The sequence below is a fragment of the Providencia sp. PROV197 genome (genome assembly GCF_028479625.1).
GTDB classification, from domain to species: Bacteria; Pseudomonadota; Gammaproteobacteria; order Enterobacterales; family Enterobacteriaceae; genus Providencia; species Providencia vermicola.
In genome coordinates this window covers 179,730-195,249 of sequence record NZ_JAMPNZ010000014.1, presented here as the reverse complement: position 1 = coordinate 195,249, position 15,520 = coordinate 179,730, and the positions used below count along the sequence as shown (strand labels likewise).

14 protein-coding genes are annotated in these 15,520 nt (G+C 40.4%); 4 read left to right on the top strand and 10 right to left on the bottom strand.

Going from position 1 to position 15,520, the window contains the following annotated elements; translation table 11 throughout:
• Window positions 1-2 precede the first annotated feature (2 nt).
• Both PR808_RS07400 and PR808_RS07395 read left to right on the top strand, forming a co-directional pair.
• Window positions 3-1,406: an O-antigen ligase domain-containing protein gene (locus PR808_RS07400; RefSeq protein ID WP_272539017.1), complete on the top strand. Its 1,404-nt coding sequence runs from the start codon at window positions 3-5 to the stop codon at window positions 1,404-1,406.
• 65 nt (window positions 1,407-1,471) lie between these two features.
• Window positions 1,472-1,735 (top strand): helix-turn-helix domain-containing protein, encoded by a 264-nt coding sequence (locus tag PR808_RS07395; RefSeq protein ID WP_272539016.1) that lies wholly within the window; start codon window positions 1,472-1,474, stop codon window positions 1,733-1,735.
• Window positions 1,736-1,827: 92 nt separating this feature from the next.
• Here the strand turns inward: PR808_RS07395 and PR808_RS07390 are convergent, their stop codons facing one another.
• The 6 genes from PR808_RS07390 to PR808_RS07365 all read right to left on the bottom strand — a co-directional run bounded on the left by PR808_RS07390 (window position 1,828) and on the right by PR808_RS07365 (window position 7,842).
• Window positions 1,828-3,105 carry a glycosyltransferase gene (locus PR808_RS07390; protein ID WP_272539015.1) on the bottom strand — a complete coding sequence of 426 codons (1,278 nt, stop codon included), beginning with the start codon at window positions 3,103-3,105 and terminating at the stop codon, window positions 1,828-1,830.
• A gap of 21 nt (window positions 3,106-3,126) precedes the next feature.
• Complete coding sequence (locus tag PR808_RS07385; RefSeq protein ID WP_272539014.1) at window positions 3,127-3,987, bottom strand: TauD/TfdA dioxygenase family protein; 861 nt, start codon at window positions 3,985-3,987, stop codon at window positions 3,127-3,129.
• A 59-nt stretch (window positions 3,988-4,046) separates the two neighbouring features.
• Window positions 4,047-5,003, bottom strand: coding sequence for an isocyanide synthase family protein (locus tag PR808_RS07380; RefSeq protein ID WP_272539013.1), 957 nt, complete (start codon window positions 5,001-5,003; stop codon window positions 4,047-4,049).
• 507 nt (window positions 5,004-5,510) lie between these two features.
• A complete protein-coding gene (locus tag PR808_RS07375; protein ID WP_272539012.1) occupies window positions 5,511-6,692 on the bottom strand; it encodes a cyanate transporter in 1,182 nt (393 codons plus the stop codon).
• A complete protein-coding gene (locus PR808_RS07370; protein ID WP_206084658.1) occupies window positions 6,692-7,156 on the bottom strand; it encodes a nucleoside deaminase in 465 nt (154 codons plus the stop codon). The genes PR808_RS07375 and PR808_RS07370 overlap by 1 nt, the downstream gene beginning before the upstream one ends.
• Window positions 7,156-7,842 (bottom strand): ankyrin repeat domain-containing protein, encoded by a 687-nt coding sequence (locus PR808_RS07365; RefSeq protein WP_272539011.1) that lies wholly within the window; start codon window positions 7,840-7,842, stop codon window positions 7,156-7,158. The genes PR808_RS07370 and PR808_RS07365 overlap by 1 nt, the downstream gene beginning before the upstream one ends.
• An 84-nt stretch (window positions 7,843-7,926) precedes the next feature.
• Between PR808_RS07365 and PR808_RS07360 the strand changes: the two genes are divergently transcribed.
• Window positions 7,927-8,781 (top strand): LysR substrate-binding domain-containing protein, encoded by an 855-nt coding sequence (locus tag PR808_RS07360; protein WP_272539010.1) that lies wholly within the window; start codon window positions 7,927-7,929, stop codon window positions 8,779-8,781.
• A gap of 2 nt (window positions 8,782-8,783) precedes the next feature.
• Window positions 8,784-9,149, top strand: a complete 366-nt coding sequence (locus PR808_RS07355) for a nuclear transport factor 2 family protein (protein ID WP_272539009.1) — start codon at window positions 8,784-8,786, stop codon at window positions 9,147-9,149.
• A 181-nt stretch (window positions 9,150-9,330) separates the two neighbouring features.
• On the opposite strand, the gene fbaA is transcribed toward PR808_RS07355, so the two are convergent.
• The 4 genes from fbaA to tkt all read right to left on the bottom strand — a co-directional run bounded on the left by fbaA (window position 9,331) and on the right by tkt (window position 15,051).
• Window positions 9,331-10,407 (bottom strand): class II fructose-bisphosphate aldolase, encoded by a 1,077-nt coding sequence (gene fbaA / locus PR808_RS07350; RefSeq protein WP_206084651.1) that lies wholly within the window; start codon window positions 10,405-10,407, stop codon window positions 9,331-9,333.
• Window positions 10,408-10,466: 59 nt separating this feature from the next.
• Window positions 10,467-11,630 carry a phosphoglycerate kinase gene (gene pgk / locus PR808_RS07345; protein WP_206084650.1) on the bottom strand — a complete coding sequence of 388 codons (1,164 nt, stop codon included), beginning with the start codon at window positions 11,628-11,630 and terminating at the stop codon, window positions 10,467-10,469.
• 93 nt (window positions 11,631-11,723) lie between these two features.
• On the bottom strand, window positions 11,724-12,743 hold the full coding sequence (gene epd / locus PR808_RS07340; RefSeq protein ID WP_206084649.1) for an erythrose-4-phosphate dehydrogenase: 1,020 nt from the start codon (window positions 12,741-12,743) through the stop codon (window positions 11,724-11,726).
• 316 nt (window positions 12,744-13,059) lie between these two features.
• The gene (tkt, locus tag PR808_RS07335) at window positions 13,060-15,051 is read right to left on the bottom strand and encodes a transketolase (RefSeq protein WP_206084648.1); all 1,992 of its coding nucleotides are present in this window, start codon (window positions 15,049-15,051) and stop codon (window positions 13,060-13,062) included.
• Window positions 15,052-15,520 lie beyond the last annotated feature (469 nt).

Sequence of the window (15,520 nt, the reverse complement as noted above, 5' to 3'; positions counted from 1 at the left end):
CTATGATTATGATATCTCGGTCATTATTTATTGGTATATTTATTATTTGGCATTTAGCCAGCCTAATTTATATTGATAGCCTAGGAAGTTTACGTCAATCACTTCCGCAAAATATCATTGGCTGGCTTGCTATTACTATAATTATTTCGACTATTTCATTTACTGTTTTTTATCGGAAGAATAAAATTGTTATAACTGTACCCGCAATTTGTTTTTTGATTGCGTTAATTTTTTTAGCCATGGGGCTTGCTTATTCGACAGATATAAAAAGTGACCTTATTTTTTGGTATTGGTCAGGTATTACTATTGGTGTTTTATTATATGTCACTGGGCTACAAATAAAAGATAGATGGCAAGTACAGTCATTTTGTATTTATTGCAATATTACATTCTCAGCTATTCAAGTGTTCTTAACAGGTTACCAGTTTTTTACTCAACCCGATATTTTTTATTTCGCAACTGATATGCGGTCAAATGGCTTATCACAACAAATTAATATATTGTCAGTGAGCGTAGCAGCATCATGCTTACTTGCAATGATGACACTTATATTATCACAATTTACCTTAGCGAATACTAAATATGAAAATATACGAACTATCGCCTTAGGCTGCTCAATTTTTTTATTTACTTTAACTCTCGTAACACTTCAGTCCGTCACGACATGGTTAAGTTTTATTGTGGCAATTTTCATATTCATTTGTTTTTTCTATAAAAAAAATCAGCTTAGAGTGATTGCTAGCTACTTTATCATGGCTGTAGCTATGTTTATTGGTATTTACCTCATTAAATTATGCCCTCAGTTTATCAATACTGAGGTGATTAATCAGTTTCATTTAAAACAAATGCTACGATTTTCGATTACTCTCTTTTTGGAGCAACCTGATGATATATGGGATCCTTCTATAATCCCTAAGGATAGTTATGGCAGAACACCATTACCCTTTTTAAGTCCAGAACAATACATCGTTCCACATTCACATAATGAAATTTTTCTTTGGATTATGAAAGGTAGCCACATTAACTTGGTTTTTATGTCTCTACTGATAACAGGGAGTATTTACGTTATTTTCCAATCTTTTATTAAATACAAAAAAAATGGCAATGGTTATTCATTAGCGATGATCATTGCTATATTCCCTATTGTGATCCACAACAATGTTGAATACCCTTTTCTTTTATCGGTATTACATTGGGGTATTATAATATTATTTTTATCTTTTTCTGACTCAGCATTTTCACTAAAAGAACAATCACTGTTTTATATTAACAAAAATTTATCCGCCTTATTCAGTATTATGATATCAATTATTGGGCTTAGTGTTTTTATTGCGGGAATGCTTTTATTTAATGGCGATGATTACATTCACTCCAATAACAATATCGAATTAACAAACCTTAAATAATTATTTAGTTTATACCAATAGTTTCACACTAATTTGATTCATTATTACTTGATTAGAGCTACATTATGACAAAATACCATACAGATATTTCAAATTCTTATATTGGGCAAAAAATGCGCAGACGTCGTTTACAAATGGGTTTAACCGGCGACAATTTAGGTCAAAAATCGGGTTTAAGTCAACAGCAAATATCCCGTTACGAGCGCGGCGTTCAAAATTTCACCATTCGTCGACTTTGTATATTCGCCAATATCCTGCAATGTGATTTAAACTATTTTCTTGAACAAGAGAATAATGAAACTATAGCAAATATAGATAAATTTTATTAGCTAATAACTAATAGAGATAACTTAGTTTGTCGTTTTATAAAATTAAGTTATCTCTCTAACATTATGAATGAATTTTTACAGTAGCTTAATTATTAATATAAAAGCTTATTGATATAATGTAGTGCTAATTCTAAAGTATTATACTGCTGATTCGCCTCTTGCATAATTTTTGCTTGTTGATGCCATAATGGCGTTGATAACATCTCAGTGACCGCATTTAATATTTGTTCATCACTCGGCATATCTGTTTGCAAACTAATTCCACAACGAGACCTAAGGACTCGGGCTATCGCCTCTAATTTACCATCGCCTATCCCAGCCATTATCATTGGAACACCATGGCGTATGGCAGATGTCACTGAACCATACCCTCCATTAGTAATTAAGATTGATGCTTTGGGTAGCCAGTCTTCAAAATTAATATAATCAACAAGATAAGCGTTATCGGGAAGTGGAACCTCTGACAAATCAACCTTACGCCCCCCTGTAATAGCTAATACACGTACAGGTAAGTTTGCTAATGCCCTCAGCGTTGGCCTGAGTAATTGGTTAAAATCAACATTCGCTAATGTGCCTTGTGTCACGATAATTAAAGGCTGGTTTTCGTTTTTCCAATTAATTTGTATATGATCTTCTCTCGCGTCTATCGCCAATGACCCAATAAATTTAACGTGACTCGGTAAACTTGTATCAAAAAATTCAAATACTGATGTTGCAAGCTGCAAATAACAATCTACACCGCATATCAATGCTTCATTTTGATCTGTTTTCAATGGTAACCCGCCTGCAGCTGTCACCATCTGAGAAAATTTCGCTCTAACATTTTCAATTAATAAATGTATTTCTTCATTAATTAGCTGCTCTCGTGTAATTTCTGCCGGTAATATTTCAGGGGGTATTCTAGCGCCCCAAAACACACTATCGACAGAGGGCCAAGCTAATGGCGTTACCCCAATAGCCACAACTGGTATGCGCTTAACAAGCGCTTGTTGCAACAATGGTAAAGCAGCATAAAAGGTATTATCGATAACTAATAAGTTAGCTTGTTTTTCTTGAATTAATTGCATTAATTGCTTTGATAAGACTGGAATAGGTTGTGCAAAAAATTGTATTAAGCCTTGTGCCATTTGGGTATTACCTGCGGGGTATAAGCCCCGTTCAGGAAAATAATGTTCTAAATCACGATGGTCTATATCGACCATACTGTCAAAACAAACAAAGTTTGCCCCGCTCGCCTCCACTTGTTGCCGAAAAAAAGACCCCGTAAAAATAGTAATTTCATTTCCTTGGCCAATAAGCCCTTTCGCTAAAGTTAAAAGCGGGTATACGTGTCCTGGCGTCGCAATCGCCGCTAATATTATCTGTGGCATAAGTGATTACCGAATAATTTTTTAATCTGTAAAAGAATAAAAATGAGCATTTTTACAAACAGGTACACCATGAATATGAACCCGCTGAAGTTGGCGAGGTGCTTTAGAAATAAAAGCCTCTCGACCATGTAATAACGTGAAGTTATCACAAATAGCCACATCCCCTTCTTCCCAGCTATGCGCATAATAATACCGGGGATCATATAACCTGCTATTTAGTTCTTTTTCAAACAGGGTTTGGTTTTCTCTAGACATTCCTTTAATTGTTAAAGAGTGATGATCTGCATATTTATCATCATCAATTTTCATAGGTTCGTTGTAGCGCATCACCCACTTATTGTTATTTGGGTGTAAGCAAACAAGGGGTGACACAACCTCGCCCCCATAGTGGGTAACCTGTTTTGTTTTATAGCTAATAATGGTGTCTTTCCATAATTGAACCTCTTCAAAACTGGATTCATTAAGGAGCTTTTCTGTATTAACAAACGTTGTTCGCCCCCCTTGAGATATCACTGGGGCATGTATGCAATGAAAAATTTGGAATTCTGGAATAGTTTCTCGATACATCCCATCCCAATGCAACGGTATGTAGCCATTATCTAAAACATGGTCTGAAGGGTTCGAGCGCTCCTGAATATCTAATACACTTCCAAAAGACCATTTCATGATATCCCCCCAACATTCTGAATATTCAATCAGTTTATTTTCATCTGTAAAACCTGACTGAACCCCCCGCAGTATAACCAGTGAATATTGACGAGCTAAGTGTCGTAATAGGCTTATTGGCAATGCTGTAATGTTTTGATGTAAAAAACATGGTGTTAATAACACCCCAAAAGGATTAATTAATTTAACATGACAATTTATTGAGCTTATATTCATAAAACCTCACGTTATTATTTACCTATATATTTATTTTTATTAATACAAATAAACTTCGATTAAATAGATTCAATTACGTAATGGCTGGGTGAACCGTTAACCTCAACAAGTTTTCCGTTCATTTTCTTTACTGTTTCATTTTTCATTAATATAAATCGGCCATTTATATTAACGGCAACACCGTGCCATGGTGTTAACCAATTATCTCTGGTTGGCATTAAATGAATACCCATTTTAATACTATCCGCGGGTTGCGGATGAATGGAAAGACGGATCGCAGATGGGAACTTTGTTGATAACAAATTCCCCCATGCTCGACTACGTTGAATAACGCCTACAGCACGCTGTTTAGCATTCCTTTGAAGAGCTGCTTTCGACCCCGTGTAATCGGGAAGAAAGCTATCTTCATATAAAAAACGCGTAATAGCTTGATATAATTGAATACCACCATTCGTCTGCTTGAGTTCTCCTTTTATCTCATCAATATAGGTTGCGTAATTTTCAATTAATAACGACCTTAATTGGGTATAATCTTGAGAATATTGAGTTAATTCTTTAACACTACTAAGGGAATATAAATATAGACTCTCCCCATCTAGTTTAGATAATAATTTATTAAGTTCTTTTTGATAAAGCGTAATGTCATTATCATCAACACAAATAAGATCACTAAACACATGTCCATCAGAACAGATAATAATCTTAGCACCTAATGAGTAAATATCTTTTATTTTCTGGCAAAGCGAATTCAAAAAAACAAGCGATAACTTTTCTGCCATATCTGGTATCTTTCCTAATACCTTCTTAGAGTTGGGTGATTTAGTCGGAAAAGCAGGTAAAATAAATTCAATAGGCTGACTTTTTTCAATAAATGCACGGATCCTTGGAATTTGAATTTCAGATACCTTTCTTTCCTCATATTCATTACACTCGTTTGATTGAGAAAAGCAACGGCGATATTTTAATAATTCTTTTAAAACCTGATGAGAGATATCTATTGAATCAAAATTTTCCATAATTCATCACCTTACCATAAACATGATTCGATAAAATTAATAAAAAAAATAAGGCCATGAAAAACCCGATACCTTTTGAATACATATTAAAAAATAAAAAAGAAAATAAAAACAATATAAAAAATATAACGTTAATTAAAAATAATATGCTTATTAATAATTAAAATTAATTTTATTATTTCAATAGCTAACTCATTATATAAAAATAGAGTAAGATAACTTTAGGTTAATTTCACTATATCCATAGGCTATTATTTTTTGAGTTGATTTGGTGAGATAACGAAGCATCCATGAAATGCCAAAATCGCGGTTAATCAGAACCCCCTCGGCGAACACGAAGAAACGCCCCAACACAGTGTTCTTCCTATGTTGAGTGGGTTTGAGTGAATGTTTTTCCAATACGTTGCGGCATAGTCGTTCATATTGAATAAACAACTATGTCGCTATCTGGGCAAAAAACACCAAAACAACAATAACCATCGTTCGTAATAAAATAACGGGAATTTTTTATTTTAAAGCAAATAGTTGGCTATATCCTTTCGGGTTTAAACGTAAATAAAGCAGCAATGTCACTAGCACAAAAATAACATGCATTCCCCACACCCAAGTGAAACTTTGGCTTAACTGGTGTAACCATGCCGCGAGTAGTGGGCCAAATGCAGCGATAATAAACCCGCCCGCTTGCATTAATGCCGTTAATGCCCCCGCGCTAACTGGATGGGGAATATGATCCAGTGCTGTAATAATGCTAAGCGCAAAACAGCCGCCTAACCCAATGCCTAATAACGCTATCCATAAGAAAGGCATATCGCGGGCAAATAGCATTAACCCGACAAAACCGATAGCTTGGCAACTTAACGTCGCAATAAGCCAGAAACGGCGGTCGATATTATGAGAAGCCAATACCGGTATCATCAACGCTGACAAGGCTTGAAACACCGTCAGCATGGCAACAAAAGAACCACTTTGTGCAGCGCTCATTCCCTGCTCTTGGAAAAAAGGCGCTAACCACGTGACAACTGTTCCATAACCCGCATTGATTAACCCAAACCCCGCCATTAGTAACCAAGCCCGTGGCTTTTTAAAAAACGCCAATACAGAAACGTGGCCAATGCTAGTTTTATTCATCGTGCGAATATTTAATAGGATAGCAATTAACGCGATCAGCGCAGGGAGTGCTAGCCATGCCAACGCACTTTGCCAATGGCCTGTCACACTTTCTAAAATAGGGGTTAACTGTGCGCCTATCGCACCGCCCGCCATTAACGTTGCAGAATAGAGCCCCGTCATCATGGCCATTTTTTGTGGAAAATGCGCTTTAATAAAACCAGGAAAAACCGCTTGAATATAAGCGGCACCGGCACCACACAAAAACGCTGTAAACAATAATATGTGACCATTTTCGGCAAAATAACGGAAAAAAGAACCGAAAAATAGCAATAACATCGCCAAAGCAATTCCACTTCGCTCGCCTATTCGTTGGTTTAATGCGGGGACAACCAATGCACCAATCCCCATCAATAACATGGGCAATAACGTCAGAAGCGAAATGCTTTGGTAGCTCATTCCTGTCGTGTGAATAATATTGTCGATGACAGGGCCAGGACCTGTCATAAAGGGCCGTAAATTCAGCCCAACTAACACAATAGTGACCACTAACGCGAGGGAGTACGACGCTGTTTTACCCATTATTTTTGCTGTTCCCACCACATTTGGTACAGCGCTGAGCGCGGTGCATCATTTGGCCTCAATTGCTCAAATTTAAAACCCAATTGTTGCTCAGGTGCCACACGTAACGCCTTGGCAATTTCCGCGGTTGATAAGCCAAAGGGCTCTGCATCTTGGTTTGAATAACCATATACCACGCGAGAAACCCCCGCCATGCGCATTGCAGCAAGGCACATTGGGCAGGGTTGCCCACTGGCATAAACAATACAATCATCCAGTTTAACGCGGTTCAATGCCTTCCCCGCTTGACGTAATGCCATTAATTCCGCGTGCGCGGTGGGGTCGTGTAATTCAAGCATTTGATTTACCCCTGTTGCCACTACTTTACCTTCTCTAACAACAACAGCACCAAATGGGCGACCACCCGCCTGCACATTTTCTTCAGCAAGCGAAACCGCCTGCTGTAAAAATTGCCTATCCGACATTATTTCGCTCCTGCTTTTTCAAGGATTTCAATCAAGTTACGGTAGCCTTTACTTTTTGCTAACGTTAAAGGCGATATCCCTGAGCCATCCGCTAAGTTGACATCCGCCCCGCCTTCAATCAACAGCGTGACAATTTGCACGTACTTATCGCTACCATCCCCCAAAATAATCGCTTCAATCAATGCCGTCCACCCGAGGCGATTAATATGGTTTACGTCCACACCCGCATCAATCAAGGTTTTAACCGTTTCGATATGGCCACGTTCTGACGCAGGGATCAACGCCGTACCGCCATAACGGTTGGTACTGTTTAAATCAGCCCCATTTTTCAGGGTTAATAATAAAATATCTTGCAGCCCACGCGCTCCTGCATAAAGGTACGGTGAATCTTGCATATTATCCTTCGCATTCACATCTGCGCCATGCTCAATTAAGTAGCGCGCCACATCCACACGGTTTTCATGAGTAGCTGCCATTAATGGAGTACGTTGGCGCAAATCCCGTTGCTCGATGTTAGCTCCTTGCTCAATTAGCGTTTGAACTTGGTATAAATTGCCTTGCTCAGCCGCGCTAACCAGTATATTAGATTGTGATGTTGCCATTCCTTTCACCATAAAGATCAATGAAATTGAAAGAATACCCAGTAAATAAACCAACCACTTAACACGTAACAATGTTGTTTTCATGATTTATCTCCTTCTCATCTATTTAATCTACTCAAAAAGTATGCTATTTAGAAATTAAATAACCAAATGATAGGTATTAAATAAATGAATCCATTGCTCAATTTAGTCCTGTTGAACACCTTTGTCACCGTTGCCGAAACAGGGAATTTCACTGTGGCTTCACAGCATTTAAATTCAACGCAATCTACATTGAGTCAGCAAATTCAACGCTTAGAAACTCTAGTGGGGCAGCCATTGTTTGTTCGAGGCCACCGCATCTTAACGTTGACCGAAACAGGTGAAATCCTACTGAGCTATGCGAAAAAAATCTTAGCATTAAACGACACATTTTTTATGAAGATCACGGGCAGAGCGGTGATCCACACGCTTCGTCTTGGTTTTCCTGAAGATCTGGCATCAGGGCAAGTTACCCCTACCCTTGCCGCCTTTATGCAAGCAAACCCCAATGTGCGCTTAGAAGTCACAAGCGGTTTAAGCCGCCAGCTACATCAGCGCTATCAACATGGGGAATTAGACTTAATCATCGTTAAACAGAAAAAAGGGGAATTTAAGAGTGATTACAGCTGGCCTGAACCGTTATGCTGGCTAACAAGCAATCAACGTCAATCACTCAATAGTGATTCTGTCCCGCTTATCGTTTTCCCTGAAAATGGCTTGTATCGCAATGATATGTTTAAGTTATTAGATAACGAGCAACGCCCTTGGCACATCACTTATACTTGTTCAAGCCTGGCAGGCATTCAAAGCGCCATTACGGATGGCTTAGGGATCAGTTTACTGCCCCAGCGTGCTAAGTTGCCACAGCACCGCATTTTAACGGAAGAGGAAGGTTTCCCTGCTGCTCAAGAAATGGAAATTGCGATGCACTTTCATCGCAATGCCTCAGATACTCTCACGGAACTTGCTGAAAAATTAGCACAACAACTGGAGCAACGCTAATCGTGGAAACGTTATTTAATATCCTGATTGAGTTAGAAAAAAAACTGCATTTTTCCGCTAATCGACAAAATATCGATTTTCTTCAAGATATCCTACACCCTGATTTTTTTGAATTTGGCCGTTCTGGTGGCACAACAGATAAACCCGATACCTTAGCCTCTTTGATTGATGAGGCCCCAAAAACGATTTATTCAGAAGGCTATCACTGCACATTATTGAGTGAGCACACGGTATTGATGGCTTATATGAGTTATGAATTACAACAAGGGGAAAAAATAAGGCAAACCAATCGTTCATCGATATGGTTAAAGAATTCAGCAAATAAATGGCAACTGAGATTTCATCAGGGAACCCCAGCAAAGTTATAACCGCTTTTTTGTAACATCATAAACTTATTAACAGGTCTTATTATGACTCTGTTTATTTTATAGGCGAGACGTCATTTATACCATAATCTGAAATGCTAACTTCATTCTATTTTCTCAAAAAAAATCCCCCAGCAAGTCACCTTACTGGGGGATTTTCAATTCAAAACTGAGTCTGTATTAATTACAGAACATCAACACAGTTCAGTTCTTTGAAAGCTTGTTCTAAACGAACAACCATTGAATCTTGTGCTTTACGCAGCCATACACGCGGGTCGTAGTATTTTTTGTTAGGTTTATCTGCACCTTCTGGGTTACCTAACTGACCTTGCAGATAGCCTTCGTTCTTTTTGTAGTACTGTAAAATACCATCCCAAGTTGCCCACTGAGTATCAGTATCGATGTTCATTTTGATAACACCGTAGCTAACTGCTTCTTTGATTTCAGCAGCACTTGAGCCAGAACCACCGTGGAATACGAAGTCTAAGCTGTTGTGTGGCAGGTTATATTTTTCTGAAACGTAGTCTTGTGAGTTGCGCAGAATTTTTGGCGTTAATTGAACGTTACCTGGCTTATAAACACCGTGAACGTTACCGAAAGATGCTGCGATAGTGAAACGTGGGCTTACTGCATTGAGTTTCTCGTATGCGTATGCAACATCTTCTGGTTGAGTATACAGTTCAGAGCTGTCCATACCTGTGTTATCAACACCATCTTCTTCACCACCCGTACAGCCTAATTCGATTTCCAACGTCATATCGATTTTAGCCATACGCGCTAAGTATTTAGCACAGATTTCGATATTTTCTTCCAGCGTTTCTTCTGACAGGTCAATCATGTGAGAAGAGAACAGTGGTTTACCTGTTTTCGCATAGTGTTTTTCACCTGCATCTAACAAGCCGTCGATCCATGGCAGTAATTTTTTCGCACAGTGGTCAGTATGCAGAATAACTGGCACACCATAGTGCTCAGCCATTTGATGCACATGATAAGCACCAGAGATCGCGCCTAAAACCGCTGCTTGTTGACCTTCTGCCTTCAAACCTTTACCTGCGATAAATGCTGCACCGCCGTTTGAAAACTGAACAATAACAGGCGCACGCACTTTCGCGGCCGCTTCGAGTACGGCGTTAATTGAATCCGTACCAACACAGTTCACCGCTGGCAATGCAAAGTTATTTTCTTTGGCAACTGCGAAAACTTTCTGTACATCATCACCCGTGATAACACCCGGTTTAACAAAATCAAAAATTTTAGACATGTGAAAAGGTCCTGTGGTAAACAGGCAGCCTACGCTGCCTGTTGTGTATGAACAATTAATTACGCTTTAGCACGTTCTTCTAGCATCACAACGGCAGGGAGCTTTTTACCTTCAACGAACTCAAGGAAAGCACCGCCACCCGTAGAGATATATGAAATTTTGTCTGCAATACCGAATAAATCGATAGCCGCTAATGTATCACCACCACCCGCGATGGAGAATGCATCACTGTCTGCGATGGCTTTTGCAACGATCTCAGTTCCTTTACGGAAGTTAGGGAATTCAAATACACCAACTGGGCCATTCCATAGAATGGTTTTGGCATTTTTTAGAATTTCAGCCAGACGCTGCGCTGATTCATCGCCTAAGTCCAGAATTTGCTCGTCGTCTTTGATTTCAGTACTTGATTTCAGGGTCGCTTCTGCAGTTTCAGAGAACTCAGTCGCAACACGAACATCTGTCGGTACTGGAATTTGGCAGTTAGCCAGTAATTTTTTCGCTTCAGGAATTAAGTCATCTTCATATAATGAACGACCAACATTGTTGCCTTCTGCTGCGATAAAGGTATTTGCAATACCCCCACCCACAATTAGTTGGTCAGCGATTTTAGACAGTGAATCTAACACGGTCAGTTTTGTGGAGACTTTAGAACCTCCAACAATCGCCACCATTGGGCGCGCTGGGTTACCCAGTGCTTTACCTAATGCTTCTAACTCATTGCTTAATAATGGACCTGCACATGCAACGGGTGAGAATTTTGCCACGCCATGAGTTGACGCTTGAGCACGATGAGCCGTACCAAATGCATCCATCACATACACATCACATAATGCAGCGTATTGTTTTGACAGTGTTTCGTCGTCTTTTTTCTCGCCTTTGTTAAAGCGAACGTTTTCCAGAACGACTAACTCACCAGCGGCAATATCAATGCCATTTAAATAGTCTTTGACTAAACGAACAGGGTAATCGATTTTATCTGCCAGATAGTCAACAACAGGTTGCAGTGAAAACTCTTCGTTGTACTCGCCTTCAGTCGGGCGACCGAGGTGAGAAGTGACCATGACTTTAGCGCCTTGCTTCAGAGCAGCTTCGATTGTTGGTAATGAAGCACGGATACGTGCATCAGAAGTAACTTTGCCATCTTTGACAGGAACGTTTAAGTCAGAACGAATAAAAACGCGTTTACCCGCTAAGTCTAAATCGGTCATCTTAATTACAGACATGGTGAATCCTCTTGTTGATTCTCTATAAAGTTTCCATCAACTACTGGGCAGAGGCGAAAAGGTTATCATGCCCTGCTGTCTGTCAGTAGCCAATTAGTTTAAACCTGTTGCTGCCATCGCTAGCGTTGTATCTAGCATCCGGTTAGCAAACCCCCATTCGTTATCACACCAAACTAGGGTTTTTATTAAATGTTTTCCGCTAACTCGCGTTTGCGTACCATCAATAATAGCACTGTGTGGATCATGATTAAAATCCATCGAGACTAACGGCAGTTCTGTGTAGTCCACTATACCACGAAAATGCCCCTGTGCGGCGCTTCGCAGTAGTTGGTTCACTTTTTCAACACAGACATCGTCATGTACGGTAACACTCAAATCAATCGCTGTCACATTGGTTGTCGGTACACGGACAGAGATGGCTTCAAAATGATCTTTGAACTTCGGAAAAATTCGCGTAATTCCCGCCGCTAATTTCGTATCAACTGGAATAATAGATTGGCTGGCAGCGCGCGTTCTTCGTAAATCTTTATGATAGGCATCGATAACGGGTTGGTCATTCATTGATGCGTGGATCGTCGTAACGGTTCCTGACTCAATCGTAAATGCCTCATCAAGCAATTTAATAATCGGGATAATGCAGTTAGTGGTGCAAGATGCGTTTGACACGATATTGTCTGAAGCCGTTAAGCTTTCGTGGTTAACGCCATAGACAACAGTGGCATCAAGGTCATCAGTACCTGGGTGAGAGAACAGCACTTTTTTGGCGCCTGCCGCGATGTGCATTAAGCCATCATCACGGGAGCCATATGCCCCACTGCAATCAAGGACAATATCAATACCGAGTTCTTTCCACGGCAAATCACGGATATCGGTTTGGTGAAATAAGCGGATATTATCATCGCCGACTTGCAAGAGTGAGCCATTAAGTCTCACATCCCACGCAAAACGCCCATGGCTGGAATCATACTTCAGCAAATGCGCGATACCTTCTGGTTCAGCAAGTTCGTTAATTGCAACAACGACGATCTCTGCCCGACGGCTCGATTCATATAACGCTCTTAAAACGCTTCGACCTATTCGACCAAAGCCATTTATTGCCACCCTGATTGCCATTCCACACCTTGTATATGAGCAAAATCACACGGTTGCTAAGGATAACTGACTCACACCAACTCTACTGCTCATTTTAGCAGTTAAAGGTTAAAAGTGTGCTGTAACCTACACTTTTTAAAAATTTTTTCATTGAATTTCATTTCACTGAAACGGTTCAGCTAATCTAAGGTTAGATTAAGGGATAAAGTAACAGAACGCAATAGAAAATCATTGATTAGTGCACAAAAAAACAACGCCTAATGATTAGCTAGGCGTTGTTCAGCAAAATAAGGTCACATGGGGTATTCAACACATGTATACCCCATCATTAACTTACTTATTTCAGAAGAGATTTCGCTGCTTCAACTGCTTTTTCTACGGTGATGCCGAACTCTTTGTACAGTTCTTCGGCTGGCGCGGATTCACCAAAGGTATGCATACCGATGATAGCACCGTTTAAACCCGTGTATTTGAACCAGTAGTCTGCAATACCCGCTTCGATAGCCACACGAGCGCTAACATTTGCAGGTAAAACAGCTTCACGGTACGCAGCATCTTGTTTATCAAATGCATCCGTAGATGGCATTGAAACAACGCGAACTTTGCGGCCTTCGGCAGTTAGTTGGTCTGCGGCTTTCACTGCCAACTCAACTTCAGAACCTGTTGCGATAAAGATAAGCTCAGGGGTGCCTGCGCTATCTTTCAGAATGTAAGCCCCTTTCTCGATATTCGCTAATTGCTCAGCGGTGCGAGGTTGCTGCTCTAAGTTCTGACGAGAGAAAATCAGTGCACTTGGGCCATCTTTACGCTCAACTGCATATTTCCATGCAACCGCAGACTCAACTTGGTCGCACGGACGCCATGTGCTGACGTTTGGCGTCACACGCAGGCTTGCCAGTTGCTCAACAGGTTGGTGAGTTGGGCCATCTTCACCCAGACCGATAGAGTCGTGAGTGTAAACAAAGATGCTACGAATTTTCATCAGCGCAGCCATACGCACAGCATTACGCGCGTATTCAACGAACATCAGGAAGGTTGCACCGTAAGGAATGAAACCGCCATGTAATGCGATACCATTCATGATAGCAGACATACCAAATTCACGTACACCGTAATGGATGTAGTTACCCGCAGGGTCTACGTTCAGTGCTTTAGAGCCTGACCACATGGTTAAGTTACTTGGTGCTAAGTCAGCAGAACCGCCCATAAACTCAGGTAATACTTTACCGAAAGCTTCCAATGCATTTTGTGATGCTTTACGGCTAGCAATATTGGCAGGGTTTTGTTGCAGTGTTTCAACGAATTTTTTCGCTTCTGCATCAAAGTTTGCAGGTAATTCACCGTTCATACGACGGGTAAATTCAGCCGCTAGTTCAGGGAAGTTCGCCGCATAAGCTGCAAATTTCTCATCCCACGCTTTTTGTTTCGCTTCGCCTGCTTTACGCGCATCCCAAGCGTCATAGATATCTTGTGGAATTTCGAAAGGACCGAATTTCCAGCCCAGTGCTTCACGTGTTGCTGCAATTTCAGCATCACCTAATGGCGCACCGTGAACAGATTCAGAACCCGCTTTATTTGGTGAGCCAAAACCAATGATGGTTTTGCACATAATCAGCGTTGGTTTATCTGCTTTTTTCGCTTCATTGACGGCAGCATTGATTTGCGATGCATCGTGACCATCGATGTCACGAATAACATGCCAGCCATAAGACTCAAAGCGCGCAGCGGTATCATCAGTAAACCAACCTTCAACTTCACCATCAATAGAGATGCCGTTGTCATCATAGAATGCGATCAGTTTATTTAATTTCAGTGTACCCGCTAAAGAACATGCTTCGTGCGAGATACCTTCCATCATACAACCATCACCCATGAAGACATAAGTATGGTGATCAACAACATCATGGCCAGGACGGTTGAATTGCGCCGCTAATGTGCGCTCTGCAATCGCAAAGCCGACTGCGTTTGCGATACCTTGACCTAAAGGACCCGTTGTTGTTTCAACACCTGGAGTATAGCCATATTCTGGGTGGCCCGGTGTTTTAGAATGTAATTGGCGGAAGTTTTTTAACTCTTCGATAGATAAGTCATAACCAGTGAGGTGCAGCAAGCTATAAATCAGCATTGAACCATGGCCGTTTGACAGCACAAAACGGTCACGATCCGCCCAGTGTGGGTTTGCTGGGTTATGATTCATATGGTCACGCCACAGTACTTCAGCAATATCAGCCATGCCCATTGGCGCGCCAGGATGCCCTGATTTTGCTTTTTGAACCGCATCCATACTTAGAAAGCGGATAGCATTAGCAAGGGTTTTACGAGTCGTCATCAGTATACTCCAGGTAGGATAAAAACGTACTTAAACCAATTTTTACAACGCAATACGGATAGTGCTACTTTGATTTCGCTATAACGAAAAACACCAATTTACCGATACATCACCCCATGTTCCTTTTTCTAAGGGCCATAGCGTATCAACAAGAAATTGAGCATTTCACGAATAGAGCGATTGAAAGTAACCCAATTCTACCCATACCGCAATATTTGCTATGTTCATGGCAGCAGATCGCTAATAAATTGAACTGCCGCAAAGCTGAATCCATTCCATTGCGCAAAATATCCCTTAAGGCTTACATTTTTGCGCAAGTGACTAACCTTATTAAACCTGAGTTCACTGTCTGGGATCAAGGTGATTTATGCATCTAGCACATTTAGCTGCCACATTAGTGATAATTGACAAAGTTTTAAGCAAAAAAGTGCCTCAATATGCCCGAATATTTTTGTTTGAGTTTACGTAA